Here is a 25,834-nt window from a genome sequence, read left to right as displayed (position 1 = left end):
TCTCGGCCCTCTGGCGAGGCCGTCGGGGGGAGAGTGCGCTCAGCCCAGATCGCGGCAAGCGTGCCGCGAGGTCAGGCGCGGGGCGGCGGCCTCGGCGCTATTCGTCGAGGATGCGCTCGGGGTCCAGCTCCGGCGTCCAGAAGCAGGCGGCCATCGCCGCCAGCATGACGGCGACCATCGCCAGGAAACCACGCGGCGGGGCCAAACCCGCGATGTAGGGGCCCACGATGTCTTGCGGGGTCATCTCTCTCGTTTCCTCGTGAGACGGCGCCGCGCTCTGACGTCGAGGCTGCCGTTCACGGAGGAAAGCGTCTCACCGAAGCGAAGGTTCGACAAGTCCCCATTTTTCAAGGGGTTATTGTGGACTCGCGGGTCCAGGATTGAGACGGGGCAGGCCATGACGGCCCGCCCCGCCTCGCGTGTCTAGCGCCGTACGGTCAGGCCCAGGGACAGCGCCCGCGGGCTTTCGCCGTCGGCGCGGCGGCCGGCGACCAGATCCAGGTCGAAGCGACCGCCGCCCGGCGTCCAGCGCAGCCCGACCTGCCCGCCGGGACGGCCGCCGTCCCGTTGGAAGGCCTCGACCATCAGGACGAGGTCGCCGATCGGCGAGAGCTCGGCCTGGGCGCCGTAGAACAGCGCGCCGCGCCGCGCCGCCGCGCGGGTGTAACTCCAGCCGGCGTTGAGGTTGATCCGCAGCCGTCGGCCGACCGGGAGGGTCATCGGAACCAGCAGGCCGGCGGTCTCCAGCCGCCCGGCGCCTAGGCCGTAGGCGGCCGATCCCGCGATCCCGAGGCCCAGGCCGTGGTCCTCGGGCAGCAGGTTCAGTTTCACCGCCGGCCCGATCGTCGTGTCCGAGATCCCGTCGGCGGCCCAGGCGTGCTGGATCCCCGCGCCCAGCTCCAGCCGCGGCCAGGCCTGACGCGTGCAGGCCGGCGACAGGTTCACCAGCCCCTGGCGCGCCGCGAAGCGCGTCGTCCAGGCTTCCAGGTGGCAGACGCCCGGCGTCTCGACGGCCGCGTCGTCGACGACGTGTTCGGCGCCGGACGCCCGAGCGCCTGACGCGACCAGGAGACCGGCCGCGACGAGGAGGCTGGACGCGACGACGGCCGCGCCCAGGAGGGTCTTCACGATCATGGTTCGCCCTCTTCGTCGGCGTCTAGGCCGGGTCGTCCAGCGAGAAGCGGTCGGCGCCCTCGTCGTAGGAGAAGACCTCGGCGTAGCGGCTCCAGTTGGTCGCCGCGCGCAGGGTCTGGTCGGCGTAGTCGGGGGACATGAAGTCCTCCAGCTCGTCGCGGAACCGGCTGGCGGGGGCGGCGTGGCTGGGCCGATCGTCCAGCACCCGGCGCACGTGGGCGGCCAGGGGAACGTGGGCCAGCAACTGCTGGGCGAAGATCGACTTGCGCGCATCGACGTCGGCCTCGGCGTAGCGGCGGGCCGTGGGCGTCAGCACCAGGTCGCCCTCGCGCAGTTCGGCCAGGCGCAGCAGCTGCAAGGTCTCGGCGATCGGAAAGAGCGCGTCGGCCTCGTACCGCAGCACCCGGGCCAGGTCGGGCATGTGCGCCCGGCCGTCGAACGGAGCGGCGCAAACCGCCTCGATCAGGCCGGCCATGACGTTGGTCGAGACGCGCGGCAGCACCATGCCAAGGCCCATGCCGGGAAAGACCCCGTCGCGGGCGGCGGTCGCCGCCTGGTCGGGCCGGGTCATCTGGGCGTAGATCCGCTCGACCAGGGCCCGGAAGGCCGGGTCCTGGCGGTTGCGCGGCTGCGGCAGGTCGACCTTGACCGTCGACGCCACCCGGCCCGGATTGGACGAGAACACCAGGATGCGGTCGCACATCAGCACGGCCTCCTCGATGTTGTGGGTGACCATCAGGATCGACTTGATCGGCATCCGGCCCTCGTTCCACAGGTCGAGCAGGTCTGTGCGCAGGGTCTCGGCGGTCAGCACGTCCAGAGCCGAGAACGGCTCGTCCATCAGCAGGATCGAGGGATCGACCACCAGGGCGCGAGCCAGGCCCACGCGCTGGCGCATGCCGCCCGACAGCTCCTTGGGATAGGCGTTCTCGAAGCCGTCCAGACCGATCAGGTCGATGGCGGCCAGGGCCCGGCGACGGCGCTCGTCCGCGCGCACGCCCTTGGCCTCCAGGCCGACCTCGACGTTCTGCAGCACGGTCAGCCAGGGAAAGAGCGCGAAGCTCTGGAACACCATGCTGACCGTGGTCGGGCCGTCCTCGCGCGGCGGGAAGACGATGTCGCCCGAGGTCGGCTTGATCAGGCCGGCGATCGACCGCAGCAGGGTCGACTTGCCCGAGCCCGAGCGGCCCAGCAGGCCGACGATCTCGTTCTCGTCGAGGGTCAGGTCGACATTGTCGAGCACCAGCAGGTTCGCGCCTTCGGCCTTGCCGTACAGGTGACGGACGGCCTTGGCTTCGACCAGGGCGGGCGATTGGATGGGGGTGAAGCAGGTCATGGACGCTCTCCCTTAGGCCAGACGGAGGCGGTGCTCGGCGAAGCGGTACATCGGCCGCCAGAGCACGCGATTGAAGACGATGACGAAGACGGACATGACGGCCACGCCCAGAGCGACGCGGGCGCTGTCGCCGGCGGTGGTGGCCCTGGCGATGTAGGCGCCCAGGCCCGCCGCCTCGAGCCGCTGGTGGCCCCAACTGACCGCCTCGGCGACGATGCTGGCGTTCCACGACCCGCCCGAGGCGGTGAGCGCGCCGGTCACGTAGTAGGGAAAGATCCCGGGGATCGCGACCTGCCGCCACCACTGCCAGCCCCTGAGGCCGAACATGCCGGCGGCCTCCTTCAGGTCGCCCGGAATGGCGCTGGCCCCGGCGATGACGTTGAACAGGATGTACCACTGGGTCCCGAACACCATCAGCGGCGAGAGCCAGATGTTCGGGTCCAGCCGCAGGGCGACGATGGCCGCCACCGCGAACGGGAACAGCACGTTGGCCGGGAAGGCGGCCAGGAACTGGGCGATCGGCTGCAGGCGCTCCGCCCAGGCCGGGCGCAGGCCGATCCAGACGCCGATCGGAACCCAGACCAGGGTGGCCAGGACGATCAGCACGACGACGCGGACCAGGGTCGCCAGGCCCAGCAGGACGACCTGGCCCAGGTCGCCGAGGGTCAGGCGCTGGCCGAGGAACGACCACAGCAGCCCGGCGCCGCCGACGACCGCGATGGCGACCAGCGCCAGCCAGAGGCCGTCCAGGACCCTGCCCAGCGCCGGCGGCGGCGGGGGCAGGCGCGGGGTCGGCAGGCGGACCGGCGGGCGCAGGGCGGAGGCCGCGCGGGACAGCCTGGCCAGCGGCCGGGCCAGCGACCGGATCCAGACGGCCCGGCGCAGCAGGTCGTACAGCCACGAGGCCGGGCGCCGCTGGCTGGCGGTCTGTTCGAAGCGGAACTTGTCGGCCCAGGCCACGACGGGACGGAACACCAGCTGGTCGTAGAGCACGATGATCACGGCCATGGCGGCCACGCCCAGGGCCAGGGCCCGCATGTCCTGGCGGGCGATGGCGACCGACAGCCACGAGCCGATCCCGGGCAGGGTGACGGTGGTGTCGCCCACGGTGATGGCCTCGGACGCCACGACGAAGAACCAGCCGCCCGACATCGACATCATCACGTTCCAGACCAGGCCGGGCGTGGCGAACGGCAGTTCCAGCCGCACGAACCGCCGCCAGGGCGAGAAGCCGAACTGGCGGCTGACGTCGTCCAGGTCGGCCGGGATGGTCCGCAGCGACTGGTAGAAGCTGAAGGCCATGTTCCAGGCCTGGCTGGTGAAGATGGCGAAGATCGCCGCGCATTCCACGCCCAGCTGGCGGCCGGGGAACAGGCCCATGAAGAAGGTGACCGTGAAGGTCAGGAAGCCCAGCACCGGCACGGACTGCAGGATGTCCAGGGCGGGCGCGATCAGGAGCTCGGCCTTGCGGCTCTTGGCGGCCAGGGTGGCGACCGTGAACGTGAAGACGAGCGAGGCGAAGAGGGCCAGGAACATGCGCAGCGTCGTGCGCAGGGCGTATTCAGGCAGGCGGGCGGGATCCAGCGTGACCGGGGCGGCCTGCAGGGCCGCCAGGGGCTGGCTCATGTCTTCGGCCCCGCGCACGACCAGGACGGCCGCGGCGGCGAGCAGGAGGAAGGCGGCCAGATCCGCCCACGAGGGAACGGTTCCGGCGCGAAGAAAGCGCGCGAGCGGACGCGCGGCCTTGAGGTCTCCGGAGAGGAAAACCATGGGGCTTGTCCTTGTGACTGTGGCCGCGACCGGCCGTCAGCAAGGAGCCCGTTGAACCCCTAGCGTGACGCCGTTCGCGGCGTGTTGGATCGACTGTGACTGTCGCTGGGCATGGGGTTCGGGTTTCCGTTGAAAGCGTCGTTGCCGCGTCGCGGCATCGAGCGCGGCGGCGGGATGCGCCCGTCGACCGACGTTGTCAAGTTGCGGTGGAGAAGATCCGTCGATCGGCCGTCTTTTTCCGAAGCCCGCGCTCCGGGGCGCGGCGATCGGGCGATGCGCCTACCGCCCGAACAGCGCGTACGTCTGCTCGATGACCTGCCGGGTCAGATCCCATTCCACCGCCGCCATGGCCTCCTCCCGCGTGAAGAAGCGGGCGTCAGCGGCGTCGTCGCCGGCCTTGGGCTCGCCGCCGGTCCATTCGGCGGCGTAGTCGAACATCACGAAGTGGCGGGTGGTCTCGCCGGTCTCGCGCGAGGTGAAGACGCCGTCGACGACATCGATCAGGCCCAGCAGCCGGGCCTCGACCCCCGTCTCCTCGCGCAGTTCGCGCAGGGCCGCATGTTCGGCCGTCTCGCCGAACTCGATCCGCCCGCCCGGCAGGCTCCACTGGCCAAGACGCGGCGGCGTGCCGCGCTTGATCAGCAGCACCTCATGCCCCCGCAGGCAGATGACGCTGGCGGTGGGAGAAGGGATCGGAGCGGGGGTGTTCATGCGAAACCAGACTTCAAATCGACTGTCGAGCGCTCCCCGACCAGGGGCAAGCACTCGCCGAGCCAAGCTTCCGCCGCCTTGCGCCCACGGGCCTTGAGGTCGGTCAGAAAGCTCCACTCGGTATTGAACTTGGACGCCAGCGACAGGTCGGCCAGCGGCTCGTCGGCCTTGATGGCGTGCAGCAGCATCCGCCGATAGCGCCCCCGGGCGTTGTCTTTCAAGAGGCCTTCGTCGAGCAGCTTCTGCACGAAGCCGATGGCGCGCAGTTCCGAGGACAACGCCGCGTTGAAGGTGATCTCGTTCAGGCGGTCCATGATCTCGCCCGGGGTCTTGGGCGTCTCGTCGCGGACGAAGGGATTGAGGCTGACCAGCAGGATGTCGTCGGGGGTCTTGTCGTAGAACAGCGGCCACAGGGGCGGGTTGGCCAGAAAGCCGCCGTCCCAGTAGGGCTCGCCGTCGATCTCCACGGCCTGGAACACCTGCGGCAGGCAGGCGCTGGCCAGCACGTGGCGGGCGGTCAGCTCGGCCTCGCGGAACACCTTGGCCTTGCTGGTGCGCACGGCGGTGGCGGCGATGTAGAGCTTGACCGGCGAGCGGGTGCGCAGGGCTTCGAAGTCGATCGCCGCGTCGAGGATGTCGTTCAGCGGATTGAGGTTGAACGGGTTGAACTCGTAGGGGCTCATCGACAGGGCGAGGGTCTCGGCCAGCCGCCAGCCCGGGGTGTTCTTGATCCAGTCGGCCGCGCCGCCGAACGCGCCCCCGAAGGCGCTGGTCCAGATGCTGGTGTCGCCGAAGACGTTGCGGCCGCCGTTGCGGTTGACCTGCTTCCAGAAGTCTTCGAGCGAGGCCTTGGCCCCCTCGCGGCCGCCGGCGATCAGGCCCGAGGCGTAGGCCACCGCGTTCATCGCTCCGGCCGAGGCGGCGGTGATGGCCTGGATCTCCAGGCTCTCCTCCTCCAGCAGCCGCTCGATCACGCCCCACTCGAAGGCGCCGTGCGAGCCGCCGCCCTGCAGCGCCAGGCTGATCGGACGCGGCCCCTTGGGCTTCCTCTTCAGCGGCGCGATGGGCATGGGGTCTGCCTTTGCCTCTAGAGCGGATCGATAGTCACAGCCTCGACCCTCTTCTCCGAGCCTCCCCGCGAAGGCGGGGATCCAAGCCGAGTCTGTGGGCCTGACGCGGGAAGCGCCTCATCCTGAACGTCAGCTTGGATCCCCGCCTTCGCGGGGATCTTACGGCTGAAAAGAGCTACTGCGCGGTCCAGCCGCCGTCGATGGCGAAGGAGGCGCCGTTGGCCGAGGCCCCCAGGTCGCTGACCAGGTACAGGAGCTGGCCCGACAGCTGCTCGAAGGTGACGAACTGCTTGGTCGGCTGGGCGGCCAGGATCACGTCCTTCATCACCGCCTCCTCGCTGATGCCGCGGGCCTTGGCCTGGTCGGTGATCTGGGCCTCGACCAGCGGGGTCTTCACGAAGCCGGGGCAGATGGCGTTGCAGGTGATGCCCTGCTGGGCCACTTCCAGGGCGATGGTCTTGGTCAGGCCGAGGATGCCGTGCTTGGCGGCCACATAGGCCGACTTGTAGGGCGAGGCGACCAGCCCGTGCGCCGAGGCGATGTTGACGATCCGCCCGCGGCCCTGCTCGCGCATGATCGGGATCGCCGCCTTGCTGGCGTGGAAGGCCGACGACAGATTGATGGCGATGATCAGGTCCCACTTGTCGTCGGGGAATTCCTCGACGGGGGCCACGTGCTGCACGCCGGCGTTGTTCACGAGAATGTCCAGCTCGCCGAACTCGGCCTTGGCGGCCTTGACCATGTCGGCGATCTCGACCGGCTTGGTCATGTCGGCGCCGTGGTACAGCACCTCGACGCCGTGCTTCTTGGCCAGTTCCGAGCGGGTGCGCTCGATGGCGGTCATTTCGCCCAGACCGTTGAGCACGATGTTGACGCCTTGACCGGCCAGGGCGTCGGCCAGGGCATGGCCGATGCCGCTGGTCGAGCCGGTGACGATCGCGACCTGCCCCTGCAACCCGAAATCAACCGCCATGACGCGCTCCTGCTGGCCTGCCTGGGCCGCTCGAATTGTTGCAACGCAACATATAGCCCGCCGTTGCGAAAGAACGAGGGGCTATAAATTCATCGTTAGATGAATTCAGGGCTGCGGGCGAGCGAAAACCCAGTCGGCCTCGGTGGAGAGCTCGGGCCGGAAGCGATAGCCGTCGAGGTCGAAGGCCTTGAGGTCGGCGGCCTTCTCGATGCGGCCGTCGATGATGTGGCGGGCCATGCGGCCGCGCGCCTTCTTGGCGTAGAAGCCCAGCACCTTCAGGGTTCCGGCCTTCTCTTCCTTGAAGTGGCAGGTGACCACCGGCAGCTTCAGGGCCTTGGCGTCGACGGCGCCGAAATATTCCTGGCTGGCCAGGTTCACCAGCGTCGGGTCGGCGTGGCCCACGGCCGCCTCGTTGAGGGTCTTGGCGATGGTCTCGCCCCAGAAATCGTAGAGGGTGGCGCCGCGCTTGGTCTTCAGGCGGGTGCCCATCTCCAGGCGATAGGGCTGGAGGGCGTCCAGCGGCCGCAGCACGCCGTAGAGGCCCGACAGGATCCGCAGGTGGTCCTGCGCCCACTCCAGCGAGGCGCGGTCGAGTTCGCGCGCCGCCAGGCCGGCATAGACGTCGCCATTGAAGGCGATCACGGCCTGCAGCCCCTCTTCGACCTGAGGGTCGAAGTGCTGAAAGCGCTCGCGGTTCAGGTCGGCCAGCTTCTCGGAGATGTGCATCAGCCGGCGCAGGTCGGCGGCCGTCAGCTTGCGGGTGACCTTGGCCAGTTCGGCGATCTGCGGCTTCAGAGCCGGCGTCGTCAGCGGCAGCACCTCGCTGGGCGCGGTGAAGTCGAGCGACTTGGCGGGAGAGATGACCATCAGCATGGGGGTGCAGATAGAGGCTTTGGTCCCGCTTCGCCAGCGGTGCGGGTGTCGGAGCTGACCCTTAAGGCGTATCGCTCCGCACGCCGCTCCCTTCTCCGAGCATCCCCGCGAAGGCGGGGATCCAAGCCGAGTCGGCGGTCTTGACGCGGAGCGCGCTCCATCCTGAACGTCAGCTTGGATCCCCGCCTTCGCGGGGAACTGACGCTTGAAAATCAGCCTCGTTTGGCTAGGGAGCCCCCTTACGCCAGCGTCAGCACCAGCGGTCCGTTCCGTGTCGCCACCAGGGTGTGCTCGTACTGCACGGTGGGCTGGCCGCGCGGCGGACGCAGGGTCCAGCCGTCGTCCAGCTCCTCGACCCAGTCGGCGCCCAGCGACAGGAACGGCTCGATGGTGAAGACCAGGCCCTCGGGGATGGTGCGGCGGTCGCGCGGCTCGCGCCAGGTGGGGATCTCCCGGGGCTCGTCGTGCAGCGAGCGGCCGACCCCGTGGCTGGCGAGGTTGCGCACCAGGCTGTAGCCGTTCTTGTCGGCGAAGGTCTCGATGGCGCCGCCGATCGCGTTCAGCCGCGCGCCAGGCTGCACGGCCCGGATGCCCGCCCACATCGCCCGCCGGCCGTCGCGGCACAGCCGCTCGATGCGCTTCGTCGTGGGCGGCACGGAAAAGCTGGCGCCGGTGTCGCCGAAATAGCCGTCCAGCTCGGCCGAGACGTCGATATTGATCAGGTCGCCGGCCTTGATCACCGTGTCGCCGGGGATGCCGTGGGCGCAGTCGGGACCCACCGAGATGCAGGTCGCGCCCGGGAAGTTGTAGGTCAGTTCCGGGGCCGAGCGCGCCCCGTCCTTTTCCAGCAGGGCGCGGCCGATGTCGTCCAGCTCCCGGGTGGTCATGCCAGGCTCCAGGGCCGCGCCCATGGCCGCCAGGGTGCGGGCCACCAGGGCGCCGATGACGCGCAGCTTCTCCAGCTGGTCTTCGTGCTCGATGGTCACGGCAGGGTCTCGACGGCCTTGGCCGCCTTCGGGCCGTCAGGCGCCGGATCGTCGCCGTCCACGCCGGCCTCCCGCAGCTCGCGGGCCACCAGTTCCTGGAAGGTCAGGTGCGGATGCAGTTCGCACAGCATGCCGATCCTGATCCAGAACGCCGCCTGGCCGTTGATCGACCGATACGACGCCTTGCTGGCCCGCCGCAGCTGCTCGTGCAGCTCGTCCTCGATGTTGACGATGCCCATGGGATATCTCGATCATATACGTTTCGTATATGCGGTATATGTGTTGGGCATAGGCGAGGCAAGCCCACCCGAACCCTCTCTCATGGAGAGAGGGAGGGGCCCGCGCCGAAGGCGTGGGAGGGTGAGAGGGTACAAACTGTCAGAACGAGGCGAGGCCAAAGGGGGCGTTGGCAAGCGAGAGCGGGCGAAGGGTATCGAGGTTTTTCCGGCCAGCGGTGAAACCTCTCACCCTCCCACCGCTTCGCGGCGGGCCCCTCCCTCTCTCTAAGAGAGAGGGATTTTCCGCTACTCCGCGGCCGCCGACGATGTCGAAGCCTGCTGTCCCTTCGCCGCCGCGATCAGTTGGCGGGCGTGGGTCTGGACCTGGCGCAGGGTGGCGTTGGTCATGACCTGGGTGGTGTCGTTCAGCGCGTCGGTCACCCCGAAATAGGTCGGGTAGGCCGCCAGGTGGTTGGCGACGATCAGGCCGAAGAAGTCCTGCAGGCTGGCGTAGTCGATGTCAGGCGGGCTGGCCGCGAAGGTCTTGTGGGCGATCGGGGTGTAGGTCTTGAAGGCCAGCAGACCGTCGGCCAGCAGGTCGATCGAGCCCAGCAGGGCGTCCATCTCCAGCTTGAACGCCAGGTCGCCGGTGTTGGTGAAGAAGCCCTTCAGGTGCACGTCGTTCCAGGCGGTGGGCACGATGTCGTGGGCGTTGACGATGTCGGTGTTGAAGGGCGTGGGGCCGGTGTCGGCCGGCTGCGGGTAGAAGTGGGTGTAGAGGGCCGCGAAGTCCGGATTGCCGGGCGTCGGGCCGGCGCTGGGCAGGGCCAGGTGAGTGACGCCCGGGAACGGGCCGCCGTTCTGACCGATCACCGCCGTCGCCAGGGTCGGCGACAGCGCCCCGCCCAGGCTGTGGCCGGTGAAGATGATCGTGCCGCCGGTGTTGGCTTTTGCCCAGCTGGTGACGAAGGCCTGGATGCCGCCGCTCTTGGCGTCGCTCATCGCCAGCAGGGCGGTGATGCCGGTGTGGGTGGCGTGCGAGATCTTCGGCGACGGCGCGCCGGTGAAGCCGCCGTTCCCATAGGCCCAGTCGACCTGGCGGACGATCGCGAAGTCCTCGGCCAGCCAGTCGTAGGCGTCGTCCTCGTTGGTGCCGGCCATGGCCACCACCAGGCAGGGCGCCCCGTCCACCGAGGCCTCGGCCGCGAAGAGCAGGTTGTCGGCGTAATAAAGCGCGGTCGGGTCGTCGCCGTCGTGGCTGGCGGCCTCCGGACCCCAGACGACCGACCAGTCGGCGATCTGGCCGGCGTTGTCGGTGACGAAGGCGGCCACCGCCTGGGCCACGATGGCTTCCAGATTGGCCAGGGTGTCGACCTTGTCGCCGGCGGCGTTCGACAGCCAGGACAGGCAGAAGGCCTGCTGTTGCAGGGTCAGGCTCGAAGCGGGCGTGTCCGTCATGATCGCCTCCCGTGTTGATTTTTGATGGCGCGCGGATCGGCCGACGCCGAAGGCACGGTATCACGACTTCAACTTGAGGATGTGAACTGTCGCACAAGGCGGCGTGCGGAAACCGCTCCCGCTTTCGCCTGGCGCCCGCTAGGAAGGGGCCATGAACCAAACCCTCGCCCTCGCGGCCGCCCTGGCTTGGCCCCTGCCGATGATCGCCGCCCTCTACTTCGTGGCCCGCACCAAGGCGCTGAAGTTCCGGGTGATCTGGGCGGTGCTGGCCTTCGTCGGCGTCGGGGCGTTCTGGATGAAGCCCTCGACCGGCGAGTGGGGCTTCGTCCCGTTCGCGATCAACATCCTGGGCCCGGGCGCGGCCAATGGCCTGCTGAAGGCCACCTTCCCGGCCGGCGCCGTGCTGTCGCTGATCATGGTCTATTTCGCTCGCCGCAGGGCGAAGGCGGCCCAGGGCTAGGGGCGCCTAGAACAGCACGCGGGGGTTCATGATCCGCTGCGGGTCGAGCGCCGCCCGGATCGCGCGCAGGGCGGCGACCTCGATGGGGTCCTTGTAGGCCAGGGCCTCGGCCGTCTTCATCGCGCCCAGGCCGTGCTCGGCGCTGATCGAGCCGGTGAAGCCGGCGGCGATGTCGTGGACGATGCGGGCGCCCTGCTCGCGCAGGGCGTCGTGGGCGTCGTCGTCGTCTCCGGAGGCCTTCAGCACGTCGTAGTGCACGTTGCCGTCGCCCACATGGCCGAAGGCGACGATGCGGGTTCCGGGGAACGCCTTGTCGATCGCCGCATTGGCCTGACCGATGAACAGCGGGATCTTCGAGACGGGCACGCTGACGTCGTGCTTCCACACCGCGCCTTCCGGCTTCTGGCCGGCCGAGTGGCCTTCACGGATGTGCCAGAAGTCCTTCATCTGAGTCTGCGTCTGGGCCACGGCCGCGTCGGCGATCAGGCCGTTCTCCAGGGCGCCGGCCAGCAGGCGCTCCAGCGCCGCCTCGGCCGCGCCGGGCTCGCCGCTGGCGATCTCGATCAGCACGTACCAGGGATGCTCCGTGGGCAGAGGATCGCGCAGGCCCGGCACGTTGCGCACGGTCAAGGCGAAGCCCAGGCGGCCCATCAGTTCGAAGGCCTCGACCGCGCCGCCGGTCTCGTCCTTGGCGCGGGCGAGCAGGGTGATGGCGTCTTCCGGCGAGACCAGGCCGACGATGGCCACGGCCCGCGAGGCCAGCGGCGCGTGCAGCTTCAAGGCCGCGGCGGTGACGACGCCCAGCGTGCCCTCGGCCCCGATCAGCAGCTGCTTGAGGTCATAGCCGGTGTTGTCCTTGCGCAGGCGCTTGAGGCCGTTCCAGATCTCGCCGTTGGGCAGCACCGCCTCGATCCCCAGCACCTGCTCGCGCATCATGCCGTAGCGCAGCACGGCCGTGCCGCCGGCGTTGGTCGAGATCAGGCCGCCGATCGTGCACGAGCCTTCCGAGGCCACGCCCACCGTGAACCGCCGCCCGACGCTCGCGGCCTGCTGATGGGCTTCGTACAGAGTGACGCCGGCTTCCAGCACCATGACGTCGTCCAGGGCATCGACGTCGCGCACGGCCCGCAGCTTCTCGGTCGACAGCAGGATCTCGCCCTGCGGGATTTGGCCGGCGACCAGGCCGGTGTTGCCGCCCTGCGGGGTGATCGCCACGCCCTCGGCCGCGCAGATCCCAACGACGGCCGCCACCTCGGCGGTGGTGCGCGGGGTGACCAGCAGCGGCGTCTCGCCTTTCCAGCGCCCACGCCACTCGACCAGCTTCGGCGCCAGCCGCTCTGGATCCTGGCTCCATCCGCCCTCGCCCAGCACGGACTTCAGGCGCGAGACGACATCTGCGGGAACGGGCTTGGTCATGGCCAGGGAGAATAGGGCGGAACGGGGAGGGGGTGAAGGCGGGGGATGAACTCCGCCCCATCCTCCCGTCATTCCCGCCCTTGTGGCGGGAAGCCCTCTCTCAGCCGCAAGGGCGGATGGGGCGGCGTGCTCAGCACGCCGCTCGAACTTCACGTGCGAACGGAAGCAGGGGTTCCCGCCACAAGGGCGGGAATGACGGGTAAATAAGGGAGCCCTACTTCCCGTCGCGGAACGGGTCGGCCGGGTAGACGCCCAGGATCTCGAACTTCTCGGAGAAGAACTGCAGTTCGTCGAAGGCCAGAGCCAGGCTGCGGTCCTCGGGGCGGCCGTCGACCTCGGCGTAGAAGAAGGTGGCCGTGAAGGCGCCGTTCTCCATGTAGCTTTCCAGCTTGGTCATGTTGACGCCGTTGGTGGCGAAGCCGCCCAGGGCCTTGAACAGGGCCGCCGGCAGGTTGCGCACCCGGAAGACGAAGCTGGTCACGCAGCGGTGGGTGAACGACGGGGCCGGCGGGGCCGGGTCGGCGGTCATCACCAGGAAGCGGGTGGTGTTGTGGCGCTCGTCCTCGATGTCGCGGGCCAGGATGTCGAGGTCGTAGATCTCGGCGGCCAGGGCGGGGGCGACGGCGGCGCGGGTCGGGTCGGGCTTGGCGGCCAGGGCCTTGGCCGCGCCGGCGGTGTCGCCCGCGCCTTCCTTGGCCAGGCCCAGGCGCTTGAGGCTGTGGCGGCACTGGGAAAGCGCGATCGGCATCGAGACGGCGGTGGTCACGGTCTCCAGCGTCACGCCCTTGTTGGCCATCAGCTGGAAGCGGATCGGCTTGAAGCGCTCGCCGATGATCTTCAGGCCCGAGGCGGGCAGCAGGTGGTGGACGTCGGCCACTCGGCCGGCGATCGAGTTCTCGATCGGGATCATGCCCAGCTCTGCGGCGCCGGTCTTGATGGCCTCGAACGCCTCCTCGAAGGTGGCGCAGGGCAGCACTTCGTAGTCGGGGAAGTAGGTGCGGCACGCCTCGTGGCTGTTGGCGCCGGGTTCGCCCTGGAAGGCGATCTTCTTGAGGGTGCTCATCTAGCTTTCAGTCTTTTCGGCGTGGTCGCGCGCGGCCTGCAGGTCGGAAGGATTGTCGACGGAGATCGGGGCCTCGCCCGCCACCGCCGCGCGGATCGTCAGGCCCAGCTCCATGGCCCGCAGCTGCTCCAGCTTCTCGCGCTTTTCCAGCGGCGAGGGCGCGGCGGCGTTGAAGGCCTCCAGCGCGGCGCGGCGATAGCCGTAGATGCCGATGTGGCGCCAGACGGGCGCGTCGCCATAGAGCGTCGAGCGGGTGAAATAGAGGGCGCGGCCGCTTTGGCCTTCGGGATCCATGGCCAGCACGGCCTTGACCACGTCGGGGTTGGAGCGGTCGTCGGCCGAGGCTTCCGGCGCCACCACCGTGGCGATGTCGGCGTCGGCGTGGGCGGCCAGCTGGCCGGCGCAGGCGCTCAGCACGGCCGGGTCGACGAAGGGCATGTCGCCCTGCAGATTGATGATCACGTCGTGGACGCCGTCCGGGTCCAGCACGGCCAGGGCCGCCAGGATGCGGTCCGAGCCCGAGGGCAGGGCCGGATCGGTCAGCACGGCGGCGCCGCCGGCGGCCTCCACCGCCGCCACGATCTCCGGATCGCCGGCCGCCACGGCGACGGGGCCGATGCCGGCGACCTGCGCCTGGCGCAGCACGCGCACGATCATCGGCAGCCCGCCGATGTCGGCCAGCGGCTTGTTGGGGAGGCGGGTCGCCGCCATGCGGGCGGGGATGAGGACGATCGGGTTCATGGCGTACCGGAGTTGGGCGAAACGCGGTTCGCCCGGGTTGCGCATGGGGCGGTAGCGTGTCAGAGACCGGAGCGCAACATCGCGCGTGGGACGACCATGGGGGGACCCGCGCTCATAAATCGGCCCGTCCACGTAAGGCGGAGCCAATAAAGAGGCTGGCAAGGCTGAGATGAGCGATCTTACGTTCAACAAGATTTTCGGCGGCGTGCTGCTGACCGGCCTGGTGATCTTTGGCCTGCGCGAAGCGTCCGACATCGTCTTCAAGAAGCACGAGGTCGAGAAGGCCGGCTACGAGATCGCCGTCCAGGAAGACACCGGCGGCGAGGGCGCCGCGGCCGCCGAGGTTCCGCCGGACTGGGGTTCGGTGATCCTGCTGCCCGCCAACATCGAGGCCGGCAAGGCTGTCGCGGCCAAGTGCGCCTCGTGCCACAACTTCGATTCGGGCGGCCCGAACGGCACCGGTCCCAACCTCTTCGGCACCCTGGGCAAGCATCCGGGCACGCACCCGGGCTTCGCCTATTCGTCGGCCATGACCGACTTCGGCTCGAAGAACCCGCAGTGGGATTACGACCACGTCGACCAGTTCCTGAAGGGGCCGCAGAAGTACATCTCGGGCACCAAGATGACCTTCGCGGGCCTGAAGAAGCAGGAAGACCGCATCGCCATCATCGCCTACCTGCACAGCCTGGGCTCGACCCTGCCCGTGCCGGCGCCCAAGCCCGCCGCCGCCGCTGCTCCGGCTGCCGCTCCGGCCGCTGAAGGCGCTGCGGCGCCCGCCGCCGGCGCCCCGGCCTCGGCCGCCGCGACCGCTCCGACCCCGGCGACCGCCGACAAGCCGACCGCGGCCCCGGCCAAGCCGTAGGGTCTGGGACAAAGCGAACGAAAGAGCCCCGCCGGTGATCCGGCGGGGCTTTTTCTTTACGAACCTCCCCCTGTGGGGGAGGCGATCGCGCAGCGATCGGTGGGGGGAGCTATTGCGAACTCGGCCTGCGCAACGGAAGCTGAAAACGGCCCCCCACCGGCCTTCGGCCGCCTCCCCCAGAGGGGGAGGTTCCTATGCCCCCGTCGTCTCCACCGACAGCGCCCACAGCCGCTCGGCCGACTCGGGGTCCAGCGCGTGCGGCAGCACACCGGTCCAGGGCTTGTCCTTGTTCCAGGCCACGGCCTGCTTGCAGTCTTCCAGATAGAGCCCGCCGACGCCGTCGAGCTCGGAACCGACCGCCGCCCAGACGCTGGTGGCCGCGCCCTGCTCTGGGGTCTTGAAGCCGTCGCGCGGCTTGCCGTCCTCGCCGATCCAGCCCAGGGCGACCTGCTCCTCGATCGGCAGGTGGCGCTGCAGCGGGGTCATGATGCCGCCGGGCATGACGGCGTTGGCCCGCACGCCCCGGTCCTTGAACCGGGCGTCGAAACCGACCGCGAACAGGCTGTTGGCGGTCTTGGCCTGGCCGTAGGCTTCCCACTTGTCGTAGGGCCGATGGCGGAAGTGCGGGTCCTCGAAGTTCACGCCCGAACGCCGGTGGCCGATCGACGACAGCGACACCAGGCGCGAGGGAACGCCCGATCCTTGCGCACCCTCGACCAGGTTGTCCGCCAGCAGCGTCGACAGCAGGAAGTGGCCGAAGTGGTTGGTGCCGATCTGCATCTCCAGCCCGTCTTCGGTGTAGGCGAGCGGGCAGGCCATGACGCCAGCGTTGTTGATCAGCAGGTGCAGCGGCGCTGCGCCCCAGGCGTCGGCGAAGGCGCGCACCGAGGCCAGGCTGGAGAGGTCGAGCATGGCGAAGCGGACCTTGCCGGGGCCGGCCGTGCGCTCGATCTCGGCGACGGCTTCCGCGCCCAGGTCGGGCTTGCGGGCGGCGATCACCACCTCCGCGCCGGCTTCGGCCAGCGCGCGGGCGGTCTCGACGCCGATGCCCGTGGCCGCGCCGGTGACGATGGCGGTGCGGCCCGTGAGGTCATGGCCGGCGACCACCTCGCCGGCGGTGCTGCGGGCCCCGAAGGGCGAGACGATGCGGTCGGCCATGGCGAGGATCCTTGTCGGTCATGAGGAACCTCCCCCTGTGGGGGAGGCGATCGCGAAGCGATCGGTGGGGGGAGTATTCGCGAAGCCAGCCAGATCAGCGGAAGCTGAAAACGGCCCCCCTCCGTCGCCTTTGGCGACACCTCCCCCAGAGGGGGAGGATCTTTCTACCCTACCCCACCTTGCTGAAGTCCGGAGCCCGGCGCTCGGCGAAGGCCATGAAGGCTTCGCGGGCTTCGGCGGTCTGCAGGCGCTCGGCGAACAGGGCGCCTTCCTTGTCCATCAGGCTGGCGATGGCCTCGGCGTCGCGCATCAGGCGCTTGGTGACGGTCAGGGCGCCCAGGGGACGCTTGGCCAACTGGTCGGCGGCGGCGCGGGCCTTGGCGCGCAGCTCTTCGGCCGGGACCACGGCGTTGGCCAGGCCCCAGGCCGCGGCGGTCGTCCCGTCCACGGCCTCGCCCAGGGCGAACATGGCGTAGGCGCGGGCGTGGCCGATGCGGGCCGGCAGCAGCCAGCTCGACGCGGCCTCCGGGGCCAGGGCCAGGTTGACGAACGGCACGGTCAGGCGGGCGTCGGGCGCCACGAACACCAGGTCGCAGTGCAGCAGCATGGTGGTTCCCACGCCGACAGCCTGGCCGTGGACGGCGGCGACCAGCGGCCGGGTGGCGTTGGCCAGGGCTTTCAGGAACCGCCACACGTGGCGCTCCTCGGTGAAGGCGCCGGTGGCCTGGGCCACGAAGTCGCCCAGGTCGTTGCCGGCGCTGAAGCTGTCGCCGTCGCCTTGGAACACCACGACCCGGATCTCCGGATCGTTCTCGGCGCCTTCCAGGGCGTCGGCCAGGGCGCCGTACATGGCGTTGCTGAGGGCGTTCTTCTTGTCCGGGCGGGCCAGGGTGATGGTCAGAACGCCGGCCTCACGGTCGATCTTGACCTGCTCAGTCTTGAGGGGGTCGGTCATGGGGCGGGGTCTCCTTTGGGGAACTTGGTCTGCAGGCTCGCGAGCCAGCGGGCGACCACGGCGATCTCGTCGTCCGTGAAGCCTTCGGTGAGGTGGGCGTTGAGGTGGGCGAGGCCGGCTTTCGCCTCCTCGCGGGCGGCGCGGCCGTGGTCGGTCAGGTGCAGGCGCAGGGCGCGGCCGTCCTTGGGGTCGGGCCGGCGCTCGACTAGGCCCGCGCGGGTCATGCGGTCGACGAGGCCGGTCATGGCCGAGGGGGCGAGATCCAGGGCTTCCGCCGCCTCGCCGATCAGCGCCCCGTCGGCGCCGCCCAGATAGAACAGCACCCCCGACTGGGCCGAGGTCAGGCCGTGCCGATCGGCCGCCAGCTTGGCCTCGATCCAGCGCTGCACCCGCCGATGGCCGGAAGCCAGCAGGAAAACGAGGCGCTTGTCGGGGGCAGGGGCGGGGGGCGTCGACATGCGCCGACTATATGCTTCGTGTGCGAAATATCAAACGGGTGTTTTCCCGTTTGTCCCTCTCTCTTTGAGAGAGGGAGGGGCCCACGCCGAAGGCGTGGGAGGGTGAGAGGTAACAAACTCACCTGATGAAGCGCGGAGTTGCGACTTCGGCGTCGGGTAGGTGGCTGTGGGTTCGGATTTGCCTGCTGGCGGTGAAACCTCTCACCCTCCCACCGCTTCGCGGCGGGCCCCTCCCTCTCTCAAAGAGAGAGGGAAATATCAAACCGCCCGATACCACCCCACCCCCGCCTCATCCGTCTCGCGCAGCGCTAACCCGCGGCCGATCAGGCAGTTGAGGTGGGCCATGGCCTCGCCGGTGGCCATGCCCAGCAGGTCCGGGCCGATCGGCCGGGCGAAGAGGGCGCCGAAGGTGTCGACGGCGCGCCTGGGCTCTTCCAGCTTACTGGCCAAGCGCGAGAGGCCGCGCTCGTGGCCGTTGATCAACTGGTCGATGCGGGCGTGCAGGCCGCGGAACGGGGCGTTGTGGGCCGGCAGCACCAGCACCTCGTCGGGGACGATCGCCTTGACCTTGGCCAGCGAGGTCAGCCAGTCGGTCAGCGGGTCGGCGTCGGGCTCGGTGGGGAACACCGAGACGTTGGACGAGATCTTCGGCAGCACCTGGTCGCCCGAGATCAGCAGGCCCAGCGCTGGGCTCCACAGGCAGGCGTGGTCGGGCGAATGGCCCTGGCCGGTCACCACCGTCCAGTCGTGCTCGCCGATGCGGAAGGTCTCGCCGTCCTCCATGCGCCGATAGCTGTCGGGCAGGGCGTGGATCGCCCGGCCGAAGCCGCCGAAGCGGGTCTTGTAGTTGTCGACGGCGTCGTCGTCCCAGCCGGCGGCGCGGAAGAACCGCACCCCGTCCTCGGGCACCTCGCGACCGGTGTCGGCCACCAGCATCCGGCACTGGAAGTATTCCAGCCGGGTCATCCACAGGCGGCAGTCGAAGCGGCGGGTCAGCCAGCCGGCCAGGCCCACATGGTCGGGATGCAGGTGGGTGACGATCACCCGGGTCACCGGCCGGCCCTCCAGCGCCCCGGCGAAGGCGGCCTTCCAGGCGCCGCTGGTCTCCCTGGTGGCCATGCCGGTGTCGACGATGGTCCAGCCCTCGCCGTCGGCCAGCGCCCAGACATTGATGAAGCCCAGCGAGCCGCCCAGGGGCTGTCGCAGCCACAGAACCCCCGGCGCGACCTCGACCGCCTGGCCCGAACCGGGCTCCGGCTCGACCTCGAACGGATAGGCCAGGCGGGGGCGGCGTGGCGATTCCGCGTCGCTCGCGGCCTCCTCGAAACCGTCGCTCATCGCCTTCTCCTTCCCCAAACCACCCATTTTTTATGGCCAAGCCGCGCCATGATTGCGCCCCTGTCGGACGACATCTTGACCCTAGATGCAAGCGGGCGCTTAAGTCCGCCGCGAGGAATTCACCCCCAGGAGACTACAGACATGAGGCCATTCGCGATCGGCCTGACGGCCGCCCTCGCGGTCGCCGTGCTCGTTCCGGCCGCCGCCTTCGCGGCGCCGAAGGATGCCAAGCCCGCCGCCGCCGCCGTCGACGCCAAGTCGCGTGAAACCGGCATGAAGGAAGCGCCGCCGCTGATGGCGCAGACGACCATCGCCTGCCAAGTGTCCGACGCCCGACTGATCGGCGCCGACAAGAAGACCAGCACCTCCTACTACGAAGTCGCCTGCCAGGAAGGCATGGGCTACGCCATCGTGGCCAAGAAGGACGCCGCTCCGCAGGCGTTCAACTGCCTCGAGACCGGCCAGGTCGGCGCCGACGGCAAGGAATCGGGCCTCAAGTGCCTGCTGCCGGCCAACGTCGATCCCAAGCAAGGCCTGAAGCCCTATCTCGCCAAGGCCAACGCCTCGTGCGACCTGCAGAACGCCCGCGCCATCGGCACCGGCAACAATAACTCGTTCTTCGAAGTCGCCTGTAAGGGCGGCGCCGGCTACATCGTCCAGGTTCCGGTTCCGATGAAGCTCGAAGGCACGGTGGCCAACAGCTGCCTGCTGTACGACGAGACCGGCAACATCTCGTGCAAGCTGACCGACCGCGCCACCCAGCTGCAGGTCGTCGACACCCTGGCCGCCGCCGCCAACAACGGCTGCGCGGTGAAGGACAAGCGCTACATCCTGACCACCAAGAGCGACAACTACTTCGAAGTCTCGTGCCAGGACGGCAAGGGCTACGTGCTGCAGCAGACCCTGGCCAGCGGCGCTCTCGCCCGCGCCATCGACTGCGCCAACGCCCCGGGCGGCGCCGAGTGCACCCTGACCGACAGCCGCGCGGCCAAGACCGAGCAGGCCGGCCTCTACACCAGCCTGGCCAAGAAGGCCGGCTTCGACTGCAAGGTCGAATCCTACGGCCTGTTCCCGTCGAACGACCCCAAGAAGGAAGTGGTCGAGCTGAAGTGCTCGAACCGTCCGGACGGCGGCATCGGCATGTTCTCGCCCACCGAGAACCGCGTCTATGACTGCCTGTTCTCGGAGCTGAACGGCTTCCGCTGCAGCTACACCAAGCCGAACGCGGTGTTCCCGCGCCTGTGGTCCGACCTGAAGGCCTACGGCAAGGGCAGCTGCGAGGTCTCCGACGCCCGGGTCATCGGCCGCACCGAGACCGACGGCTTCATCGAAGTCGCCTGCGCCGACGGCCTGCCGGGCTGGGTGATGTCCTACCCGCTGAACGCGCCCGCGCCCAAGCCGAAGGAACTGCTGTCCTGCCTGCAGGCCAAGGGCGTCGGCGGCGGCTGCAAGCTGCCGACCAACATCAAGAAGTAAGGGCTTTTCGGAGCTCTGACGAAGAACCCCGCCGGTGCGAACCGGCGGGGTTTTTTATTCCTCCCCCTGAAGGGGGAGGAGCGAGGCGAGCGAACCTCCCCCTGTGGGGGAGGCGGCCGAAGGCCGGTGGGGGGACGTTTTCAGCTGCCGCGGACGTCGGCCGATTTCGCAGTAACGCCCCCCACCGATCGCTTCGCGATCACCTCCCCCACAGGGGGAGGTTCCTCACGCTAAAGCGCCGCCTCGATCAGCCTTGGCCCCTTGCCCGCCATCGCCTGTTCGAACGCCGCGTCGAAGGCCTCGGCCGTCTCCACCCGCTGCGCGGGCACGCCCAGGCCTTGCGAGACCGCCACCCAGTCGATGCGCGGCTCGCCAAGGTCCAGCAGCTTGCTGGCCGCCGGGCCCGCCGGACCGGCGCCGGTGCGCGACAGTTCGATGCCGAGGATGCGGTAGACGTGGTTGGCGAAGACCACGACCACCACGTCCAGCTGCTCGCGGGCGATCGTCCACAGGCCCTGCACCGTGTACATGCCCGCCCCGTCGCCGGTGAGGGCCAGGACCTTGGCGTCCGGCCGGGCCACGGCCGCGCCGATGGCCAGCGGGATGCCCTGGCCGATCGCCCCGCCGGTCAGCGACAGCCAGTCGTGGGCGCGGGCGGCGCGGGTCTGGGTGAAGATCGGCAGGCCGGCGGTCACCGCGTCGTCCGAGATCACCGTATCGGCCGGCATGTGACGGGCGAGGCTGGCCCCGATGGCCCAGGCGTCCAGCTTGCCGGCCGGGGCGGGCGGCGGGGCGTAGGGCTCGGCCGGACCGGCGGCGGGGGCCTCCAGGGCGTCGGCCAGGGCGTGCAGGGCGGCGGCGGCGTCGTCGCCACGCCCGCACAGGGTCTCCAACCCGCAGTGCTCGGGAACCAGCACGCTGGGCCGGTCGGGATAGGCGAAGAAGGCCACCGGCCGCTCGGTGGCGACCAGCACCATCAGGTCGGCGCCGTCGAGCTCCTTGAGGGCCTGCTCGCCGAAATAGGGCAGCTTGTCGGGGCGGAAGCGGCCCTCGCCGCGCGCCTGGCGGGCGGTGAAGGTGTCGGTCAGCACCCGGATCCCCAGCGCCGCCAGACGTCCGGCGGCGGCGATCCCGTCGGCGCGACAGGCGCCTGAGCCCAGCAGCAGCACCGGCGCCCTGGCCGCCTTCACCGCGTGGGCGATGGCGGCGATGGCCTCGTCGCTCGGCGCGCCGGGGGCGGGGATCTCGGCCACCCCGCCGTGCACCTTGGCCTCGTTCCAGGCCGCGTCGGCGGGCAGGATCAGGCAGGCGTTCCCGGCCGGCGTCCCGTAGCTGGCGGTGATCGCCTCGGCCGCGAGGGGACCGACGCTGTCGGCGCTCTCGGCCGACTTCACCCACAGCGAATTGGGCGCGGCCAGGGCGGCGATGTCGCTGTTGAGCGGGGCGTCGAAGCCGCGGTGATAGGTGGCGTGGTCGCCGACGACGTTGACGATCGGGGTGAAGGCCCGGCGGGCGTTGTGCAGGTTGGCCGCGCCGTTGGCGTAGCCCGGCCCCAGGTGCAGCAGGGTGCAGGCCGGCTTGCCCGCGATCCGCCCGTAGCCGTCGGCCGCCCCGGTCGCCACCCCCTCGAACAGGCACAGGATCGAGCGCATGCGCGGCTCGCGGTCCAGGGCCGAGACGAACTGCATCTCGCTGGTGCCCGGGTTGGCGAAGCAGGCGGTGACGCCGTTGTCGGCCAGGGTGGTGATCAGGGCGTCGGCGCCGTTCATGTGCTTTTCCTTGCCTAACAACAACGCGCGTCATCCCGGCCGTAGCGAAGCGGAGAGCCGGGACCCAGGGGCAAGCGGCAGTGCGGTGGCCCCTGGGTCCCGGATCGGCTACGCCGTCCGGGATGACGATCTTTCTAGCTCAACCAAACACCATCACGTCGCCATCGGGCGCGGCCGCGAACAGCCGCTCGATCTCCGCCGGTCGCCGTTCGCGGGCCAGGGCCTGGTTGATGTAGCCCTTGTCGGTCAGCTCGCCGCTGGCCGCGTCGGGGGCGCCGGGCAGGATCAGGGCGCGGGCCACGCGGCCGCCGCCCCTGGCCCCGGCGTTGAAGCGCTCCAGCCCGGCCCGCACCGCCGCCCGCACGGCGGCCGCGTCGCCGATGCGCTCGCAGGTCCTGGGCTCCAGGAACAGCATCAGCCCGACCCCCTCGCGGCCCTCGCCGCAGACCACGGCGTCGCTCGCCGCCCCGCCGATGGCCGAGATCGCCGCCACCCGCAGCGCCCCGGCGGCCACGAAGGTCCCGCTGGCCAGCTTGAAGTTCTCAACGAGGCGCCCGTCGAAGACCAGGCCGCCCGAAGGATCATCGGGATCGGCCAGGCGCGCGGCATCGCCCAGGCGGTAGAAGCCGTCTTCGTCGAAGGCCTCCCGCGTCGCCTCGGGCTGGTCGAGATAGCCGGGCGAGACCTGCGGACCCTTGACTCGGATCTCCAGCTTCTCGCCGGCCGGAACCAGCTTCACCGACGTGCCCGGCGTGGGCAGGCCGACCATGCCGGAGCGCGCGTTCAGCCAGTGGATGTTGCAGGCGGTCGGCCCGGTCTCGGTGGCGCCGTAGCCGGCCGCGAAGGTGATGCGCTGGCCGGTCGTCTCCAGGGCCACGGCCTGCACCCGGTCGAGGATCGACTGGGCCATGGCCGCGCCGCCGTACTGCAGAACCCGCACCTTGCGGAAGAAGGTCGCCGCCAGCACCGGGTCGCGCTCCAGCTCGCCGACCAGCAGGCCCCAGCCGGCCGGCACCATGTTGTGATAGGTCGGCGAGATCTCGCGCAGGTTCCGAAGGGTTTCGCCAAAGCGCCCCGGCACGGGCTGGCCGGTGTCGATGTAGAGCGTGCCGCCGCGATGCAGCACCATGTGCAGTATGGCGTTGGCCCCCAGGCTGTGGCTCCAGGGCGCGGAATTGACCAGCACCGGCGGGTCGGGGTCGGCGTAGCAGGCCTCGATCTGGGCGGCGTTGAGCGCGATGTTGGCGTGGGTGCAGATCACCGCCTTGGGGCGGCCGGTCGAGCCCGAGGTCAGCAGCAGCTTGGCGACGTCGCCGGCCTGCGCGACATCGGCCGCCGGCGGGCTGGCCAGCAGGGCGTCGAACGGCTGGTCGCCGGGGCGCGGGTTGCGGCTGGCGACGACCGGCAGGCTGTCGATGCTGGGATGGTCCAGGGCCTGGGCGAAGGCGGCCGCGTCGTCGACATAGACCGCCGCCGGCCTGATCCGCTCGACCGCCTGGGCCAGGCGCGAGAGGTCGGCGCCGGCCAGGCCGTATTGCGGCGACACCGGCGCGGCGGGCGCCCCAAGGCTCATGGCCGCATAGGCGACCAGGGCGTGGTCGACGCCGTTGCGGGCCAGGATCAGCAGCGGCGCGCCGCGCGACAGGCCAAGGGTCGAGAGGCCGCCGGCAAGGGCCGCGATACGAGGCGCGGCCTCGCCGTAGGTGATCGTCCGCCAGCCGTCCTGGCCCTCCACCCGCTCGGCCAGCCAGACCCGGTCGGGCGCCTCCGCGGCCCAGCGGGCCAGCGGGGCGGTGGTGGTCCGCACCGCGTCGGAATAGGGCATGGGGTTGCGCAGGATCAGCGCCTCGCCGTGCTTTTCGACCTCCAGCGCGCGCTGCGCATAGCGGGCGTCACGGAACGGAGCGCTGACGAGGGTGTCCATGCCTCAGTTATGGAGCGCGTCGAACGGCCGTTCAACCTCGTCGAGCGGTGTTCGGTGGGAACCTCCCCCTATGGGGGAGGCGATCGCGCAGCGATTGGTGGGGGGAGAGCGGCCAGCGTCGCGGAAGCTGAAACCGTCCCCCCTCCGGCCCTCCGGGCCACCTCCCCCAGAGGGGGGAGGATCTTTGAAGCGCGGCGTTCGCCAAGATGCTCCCCCTCTGGGGGAGCTGTCGCGGAGCGACTGAGGGGGCCTTACTTCGCCAGCGTCTCCAGGAACCGCACCGGCTCGCCCTTGCCCTCGGCGATGATCTCGTCGTCGCGCATGACCACGACGCCGCGGACGATGGTGGCCACCGGCCAGGCCTTGGCCTCGAAGCCGTCGAACGGGGTCCAGCCGGCGCGGTTGGCCATCTGCTCGTGGGTGATGGTCTTGCGGGCCTTCATGTCGACGATGGTGAAGTCGGCGTCGAAGCCTTCGGCGAGGCGCCCCTTGTCGGCCAGGCCGAACACGCGGTTCACGCCATGGCTGGTCAAATCAACGAAGCGTTCGAGGCTGAGCTTGCCGTCCACCACGTGGGTCAGCATCACCGGCACCAGGGTCTGCACGCCCGGCATGCCCGACGGCGAGGCCGGATAGGGGCGGGCCTTCTCCTCGCGGGTGTGGGGGGCGTGGTCGCTGCCCAGCACGTCGGCGATGCCGGCCTCGATGCCGCGCCAGACGCCGGCCACGTGATAGGCGTCGCGGATCGGCGGGTTCATCTGGGCGAAACCCTTCAGCCGCTCATAGGCTTCCGGCGCGACCAGGGTCAGGTGCTGGGGCGTGACCTCGACGGAGGCGACGTCCTTGTTCTGAGCCAGGAAGTCGATCTCTTCCTTGGTGGTGACGTGCAGCACGTGGATGCGCTTGCCCAGGTTCTTGGCGATGCGCACCAGGCGGTGGGTCGATTGCAGGGCGGCCTGGGCGTCGCGCACCTCGGGGTGGCTGGTCCAGTCGCCGGGACGGGCCAGGCTGCGGCGGTCGGCCAGGCGGTATTCGTCCTCCGAGTGGAAGGCCGCGCGGCGGTTCACATGCCGCAGCACGTTCTCGACGCCCTCGTCGTCCTGCACGAGCAGCGAGCCCGTCGAGGCGCCCATGAACACCTTGATGCCGCAGCAGCCGGGCAGGCGCTCGAGTTCGCCCAGGAAGTTGGCGTTCTCGTGGGTGCCGCCGACATAGAAGGCGTGGTCGGTGTGCATCCGGTTCTTGGCGCGGGCCAGCTTGTCGGCCAGGGCGTCCGGATCGGTGGTGGTCGGCTCGGTGTTGGGCATCTCGAACACGGCCACGACGCCGCCGAGGGCCGCGCCGCGCGAACCGCTTTCCAGGTCTTCCTTCCACTCCAGGCCCGGCTCGCGGAAGTGCACCTGGCTGTCGATCACGCCCGGCAGCACCGTCAGGCCCGTGGCGTCGAACACTTCGCCCGCCGAGGCCTGGGATAGGTCGCCGATGGCGACGATCTTGCCGTTTCGCACGCCGACGTCGGTGATCCCGCGCCCCGCATGGTTCACCACCTCGCCCCCACGGACGATCAGGTCGAAGGTCTGGGACATGGGGCGCTCCTGCGGTGGGTTTGGGGCGGTCTAGGTCTGCTGCGAGCGGGTGGCAACACCAAACTAAATCCCTCTCTCTGAGAGAGAGGGAGGGGCCCG

24 protein-coding genes and 1 pseudogene are annotated in these 25,834 nt (G+C 70.0%); 4 read left to right on the top strand and 21 right to left on the bottom strand.

What is annotated here, in order from left to right; genetic code table 11:
* Window positions 1–97: 97 nt before the first annotated feature.
* From AC07NS_RS03190 to AC07NS_RS03140, 11 genes are all read right to left on the bottom strand, one after another.
* Entirely contained in the window at window positions 98–244 is a 147-nt protein-coding gene (locus tag AC07NS_RS03190) for a hypothetical protein (RefSeq protein ID WP_199228323.1), read from the bottom strand.
* A 179-nt stretch (window positions 245–423) separates the two neighbouring features.
* Window positions 424–1,134: a PA4824 family protein gene (locus tag AC07NS_RS03185; RefSeq protein ID WP_494601391.1), complete on the bottom strand. Its 711-nt coding sequence runs from the start codon at window positions 1,132–1,134 to the stop codon at window positions 424–426.
* Window positions 1,135–1,156: 22 nt separating this feature from the next.
* Complete coding sequence (locus AC07NS_RS03180) at window positions 1,157–2,470, bottom strand: ABC transporter ATP-binding protein (RefSeq protein WP_494601389.1); 1,314 nt, start codon at window positions 2,468–2,470, stop codon at window positions 1,157–1,159.
* 12 nt (window positions 2,471–2,482) lie between these two features.
* Window positions 2,483–4,240: an ABC transporter permease gene (locus AC07NS_RS03175; protein WP_494601388.1), complete on the bottom strand. Its 1,758-nt coding sequence runs from the start codon at window positions 4,238–4,240 to the stop codon at window positions 2,483–2,485.
* A 279-nt stretch (window positions 4,241–4,519) separates the two neighbouring features.
* Window positions 4,520–4,951 (bottom strand): NUDIX hydrolase, encoded by a 432-nt coding sequence (locus AC07NS_RS03170; RefSeq protein ID WP_494601386.1) that lies wholly within the window; start codon window positions 4,949–4,951, stop codon window positions 4,520–4,522.
* Window positions 4,948–6,021, bottom strand: coding sequence for a patatin-like phospholipase family protein (locus AC07NS_RS03165; RefSeq protein ID WP_494601385.1), 1,074 nt, complete (start codon window positions 6,019–6,021; stop codon window positions 4,948–4,950). Before AC07NS_RS03165 ends, AC07NS_RS03170 begins: the two co-directional genes overlap by 4 nt.
* Before the next feature lie 175 nt (window positions 6,022–6,196).
* The gene (locus tag AC07NS_RS03160; protein ID WP_494601384.1) at window positions 6,197–6,994 is read right to left on the bottom strand and encodes a 3-hydroxybutyrate dehydrogenase; all 798 of its coding nucleotides are present in this window, start codon (window positions 6,992–6,994) and stop codon (window positions 6,197–6,199) included.
* Between the two features lie 105 nt (window positions 6,995–7,099).
* The gene (gene yaaA / locus AC07NS_RS03155) at window positions 7,100–7,867 is read right to left on the bottom strand and encodes a peroxide stress protein YaaA (protein ID WP_494601383.1); all 768 of its coding nucleotides are present in this window, start codon (window positions 7,865–7,867) and stop codon (window positions 7,100–7,102) included.
* A gap of 239 nt (window positions 7,868–8,106) precedes the next feature.
* Window positions 8,107–8,853, bottom strand: a complete 747-nt coding sequence (gene map, locus AC07NS_RS03150; protein ID WP_487290372.1) for a type I methionyl aminopeptidase — start codon at window positions 8,851–8,853, stop codon at window positions 8,107–8,109.
* The gene (locus tag AC07NS_RS03145) at window positions 8,850–9,092 is read right to left on the bottom strand and encodes a ParD-like family protein (RefSeq protein WP_494601381.1); all 243 of its coding nucleotides are present in this window, start codon (window positions 9,090–9,092) and stop codon (window positions 8,850–8,852) included. Before AC07NS_RS03145 ends, map begins: the two co-directional genes overlap by 4 nt.
* A gap of 285 nt (window positions 9,093–9,377) precedes the next feature.
* Window positions 9,378–10,529, bottom strand: coding sequence for a lipase family protein (locus AC07NS_RS03140; RefSeq protein WP_494601379.1), 1,152 nt, complete (start codon window positions 10,527–10,529; stop codon window positions 9,378–9,380).
* Between the two features lie 151 nt (window positions 10,530–10,680).
* Here AC07NS_RS03140 and AC07NS_RS03135 point away from each other — a divergent pair, with 151 nt between their 5' ends.
* The gene (locus AC07NS_RS03135) at window positions 10,681–10,989 is read left to right on the top strand and encodes a hypothetical protein (protein WP_494601377.1); all 309 of its coding nucleotides are present in this window, start codon (window positions 10,681–10,683) and stop codon (window positions 10,987–10,989) included.
* A gap of 6 nt (window positions 10,990–10,995) precedes the next feature.
* On the opposite strand, the gene AC07NS_RS03130 is transcribed toward AC07NS_RS03135, so the two are convergent.
* The 3 genes from AC07NS_RS03130 to AC07NS_RS03120 form a co-directional block, all read right to left on the bottom strand.
* On the bottom strand, window positions 10,996–12,405 hold the full coding sequence (locus AC07NS_RS03130; protein WP_494601375.1) for an FAD-binding oxidoreductase: 1,410 nt from the start codon (window positions 12,403–12,405) through the stop codon (window positions 10,996–10,998).
* A 214-nt stretch (window positions 12,406–12,619) separates the two neighbouring features.
* Window positions 12,620–13,468: a prephenate dehydratase gene (locus AC07NS_RS03125; RefSeq protein ID WP_494601373.1), complete on the bottom strand. Its 849-nt coding sequence runs from the start codon at window positions 13,466–13,468 to the stop codon at window positions 12,620–12,622.
* A complete protein-coding gene (locus tag AC07NS_RS03120) occupies window positions 13,469–14,209 on the bottom strand; it encodes a 3-deoxy-manno-octulosonate cytidylyltransferase (protein ID WP_494601371.1) in 741 nt (246 codons plus the stop codon). It abuts the gene before it with no gap.
* Window positions 14,210–14,378: 169 nt separating this feature from the next.
* Between AC07NS_RS03120 and AC07NS_RS03115 the strand changes: the two genes are divergently transcribed.
* Entirely contained in the window at window positions 14,379–15,071 is a 693-nt protein-coding gene (locus AC07NS_RS03115; RefSeq protein WP_494601369.1) for a c-type cytochrome, read from the top strand.
* Between the two features lie 192 nt (window positions 15,072–15,263).
* On the opposite strand, the gene AC07NS_RS03110 is transcribed toward AC07NS_RS03115, so the two are convergent.
* From AC07NS_RS03110 to AC07NS_RS03095, 4 genes are all read right to left on the bottom strand, one after another.
* Window positions 15,264–16,229: an SDR family NAD(P)-dependent oxidoreductase gene (locus AC07NS_RS03110; protein WP_494601367.1), complete on the bottom strand. Its 966-nt coding sequence runs from the start codon at window positions 16,227–16,229 to the stop codon at window positions 15,264–15,266.
* 169 nt (window positions 16,230–16,398) lie between these two features.
* Complete coding sequence (locus tag AC07NS_RS03105; protein ID WP_494601365.1) at window positions 16,399–17,184, bottom strand: enoyl-CoA hydratase; 786 nt, start codon at window positions 17,182–17,184, stop codon at window positions 16,399–16,401.
* Window positions 17,181–17,642 (bottom strand): MarR family winged helix-turn-helix transcriptional regulator, encoded by a 462-nt coding sequence (locus tag AC07NS_RS03100; RefSeq protein WP_494601363.1) that lies wholly within the window; start codon window positions 17,640–17,642, stop codon window positions 17,181–17,183. Before AC07NS_RS03100 ends, AC07NS_RS03105 begins: the two co-directional genes overlap by 4 nt.
* A 258-nt stretch (window positions 17,643–17,900) precedes the next feature.
* Window positions 17,901–18,980 (bottom strand): MBL fold metallo-hydrolase, encoded by a 1,080-nt coding sequence (locus AC07NS_RS03095; protein ID WP_494601361.1) that lies wholly within the window; start codon window positions 18,978–18,980, stop codon window positions 17,901–17,903.
* Window positions 18,981–19,121: 141 nt separating this feature from the next.
* On the opposite strand from AC07NS_RS03095, the gene AC07NS_RS03090 reads away from it, so the two are divergent.
* A complete protein-coding gene (locus AC07NS_RS03090; RefSeq protein ID WP_494601359.1) occupies window positions 19,122–20,456 on the top strand; it encodes a hypothetical protein in 1,335 nt (444 codons plus the stop codon).
* 230 nt (window positions 20,457–20,686) lie between these two features.
* Here AC07NS_RS03090 and AC07NS_RS03085 read toward each other — a convergent pair whose 3' ends face one another.
* Complete coding sequence (locus AC07NS_RS03085) at window positions 20,687–22,225, bottom strand: acetolactate synthase large subunit (RefSeq protein ID WP_494601357.1); 1,539 nt, start codon at window positions 22,223–22,225, stop codon at window positions 20,687–20,689.
* Between AC07NS_RS03085 and AC07NS_RS03080 the strand changes: the two are divergent.
* Window positions 22,224–22,335: pseudogene (locus AC07NS_RS03080) on the top strand (hypothetical protein); the annotation flags it as partial. The gene AC07NS_RS03085 and the pseudogene AC07NS_RS03080 sit on opposite strands and share 2 nt — an antisense overlap.
* Before the next feature lie 29 nt (window positions 22,336–22,364).
* Here AC07NS_RS03080 and AC07NS_RS03075 read toward each other — a convergent pair.
* Both AC07NS_RS03075 and AC07NS_RS03070 read right to left on the bottom strand, forming a co-directional pair.
* Complete coding sequence (locus AC07NS_RS03075) at window positions 22,365–24,149, bottom strand: feruloyl-CoA synthase (RefSeq protein ID WP_494601355.1); 1,785 nt, start codon at window positions 24,147–24,149, stop codon at window positions 22,365–22,367.
* A gap of 251 nt (window positions 24,150–24,400) precedes the next feature.
* Complete coding sequence (locus tag AC07NS_RS03070) at window positions 24,401–25,735, bottom strand: dihydroorotase (RefSeq protein WP_494601353.1); 1,335 nt, start codon at window positions 25,733–25,735, stop codon at window positions 24,401–24,403.
* Window positions 25,736–25,834: the final 99 nt, after the last annotated feature.

The organism is Caulobacter sp. GW821-FHT10A10 (assembly GCF_059415745.1).
Note: the sequence above shows the minus strand (reverse complement) of the source record. Positions and strands in the feature narration are given on the sequence as shown.

What these genes read in the sequence shown, in the direction of transcription:
- AC07NS_RS03190 (WP_199228323.1), bottom strand. Translation starts at nt 244, where the DNA reads ATGACCCCGCAAGACATCGTGGGCCCCTACATCGCGGGTTTGGCCCCG.
- AC07NS_RS03185 (WP_494601391.1), bottom strand. Translation starts at nt 1,134, where the DNA reads ATGATCGTGAAGACCCTCCTGGGCGCGGCCGTCGTCGCGTCCAGCCTC.
- AC07NS_RS03180 (WP_494601389.1), bottom strand. Translation starts at nt 2,470, where the DNA reads ATGACCTGCTTCACCCCCATCCAATCGCCCGCCCTGGTCGAAGCCAAG.
- AC07NS_RS03175 (WP_494601388.1), bottom strand. Translation starts at nt 4,240, where the DNA reads ATGGTTTTCCTCTCCGGAGACCTCAAGGCCGCGCGTCCGCTCGCGCGC.
- AC07NS_RS03170 (WP_494601386.1), bottom strand. Translation starts at nt 4,951, where the DNA reads ATGAACACCCCCGCTCCGATCCCTTCTCCCACCGCCAGCGTCATCTGC.
- AC07NS_RS03165 (WP_494601385.1), bottom strand. Translation starts at nt 6,021, where the DNA reads ATGCCCATCGCGCCGCTGAAGAGGAAGCCCAAGGGGCCGCGTCCGATC.
- AC07NS_RS03160 (WP_494601384.1), bottom strand. Translation starts at nt 6,994, where the DNA reads ATGGCGGTTGATTTCGGGTTGCAGGGGCAGGTCGCGATCGTCACCGGC.
- yaaA (WP_494601383.1), bottom strand. Translation starts at nt 7,867, where the DNA reads ATGCTGATGGTCATCTCTCCCGCCAAGTCGCTCGACTTCACCGCGCCC.
- AC07NS_RS03145 (WP_494601381.1), bottom strand. Translation starts at nt 9,092, where the DNA reads ATGGGCATCGTCAACATCGAGGACGAGCTGCACGAGCAGCTGCGGCGG.
- AC07NS_RS03140 (WP_494601379.1), bottom strand. Translation starts at nt 10,529, where the DNA reads ATGACGGACACGCCCGCTTCGAGCCTGACCCTGCAACAGCAGGCCTTC.
- AC07NS_RS03135 (WP_494601377.1), top strand. Translation starts at nt 10,681, where the DNA reads ATGAACCAAACCCTCGCCCTCGCGGCCGCCCTGGCTTGGCCCCTGCCG.
- AC07NS_RS03130 (WP_494601375.1), bottom strand. Translation starts at nt 12,405, where the DNA reads ATGACCAAGCCCGTTCCCGCAGATGTCGTCTCGCGCCTGAAGTCCGTG.
- AC07NS_RS03125 (WP_494601373.1), bottom strand. Translation starts at nt 13,468, where the DNA reads ATGAGCACCCTCAAGAAGATCGCCTTCCAGGGCGAACCCGGCGCCAAC.
- AC07NS_RS03120 (WP_494601371.1), bottom strand. Translation starts at nt 14,209, where the DNA reads ATGAACCCGATCGTCCTCATCCCCGCCCGCATGGCGGCGACCCGCCTC.
- AC07NS_RS03115 (WP_494601369.1), top strand. Translation starts at nt 14,379, where the DNA reads ATGAGCGATCTTACGTTCAACAAGATTTTCGGCGGCGTGCTGCTGACC.
- AC07NS_RS03110 (WP_494601367.1), bottom strand. Translation starts at nt 16,229, where the DNA reads ATGGCCGACCGCATCGTCTCGCCCTTCGGGGCCCGCAGCACCGCCGGC.
- AC07NS_RS03105 (WP_494601365.1), bottom strand. Translation starts at nt 17,184, where the DNA reads ATGACCGACCCCCTCAAGACTGAGCAGGTCAAGATCGACCGTGAGGCC.
- AC07NS_RS03100 (WP_494601363.1), bottom strand. Translation starts at nt 17,642, where the DNA reads ATGTCGACGCCCCCCGCCCCTGCCCCCGACAAGCGCCTCGTTTTCCTG.
- AC07NS_RS03095 (WP_494601361.1), bottom strand. Translation starts at nt 18,980, where the DNA reads ATGAGCGACGGTTTCGAGGAGGCCGCGAGCGACGCGGAATCGCCACGC.
- AC07NS_RS03090 (WP_494601359.1), top strand. Translation starts at nt 19,122, where the DNA reads ATGAGGCCATTCGCGATCGGCCTGACGGCCGCCCTCGCGGTCGCCGTG.
- AC07NS_RS03085 (WP_494601357.1), bottom strand. Translation starts at nt 22,225, where the DNA reads ATGAACGGCGCCGACGCCCTGATCACCACCCTGGCCGACAACGGCGTC.
- AC07NS_RS03075 (WP_494601355.1), bottom strand. Translation starts at nt 24,149, where the DNA reads ATGGACACCCTCGTCAGCGCTCCGTTCCGTGACGCCCGCTATGCGCAG.
- AC07NS_RS03070 (WP_494601353.1), bottom strand. Translation starts at nt 25,735, where the DNA reads ATGTCCCAGACCTTCGACCTGATCGTCCGTGGGGGCGAGGTGGTGAAC.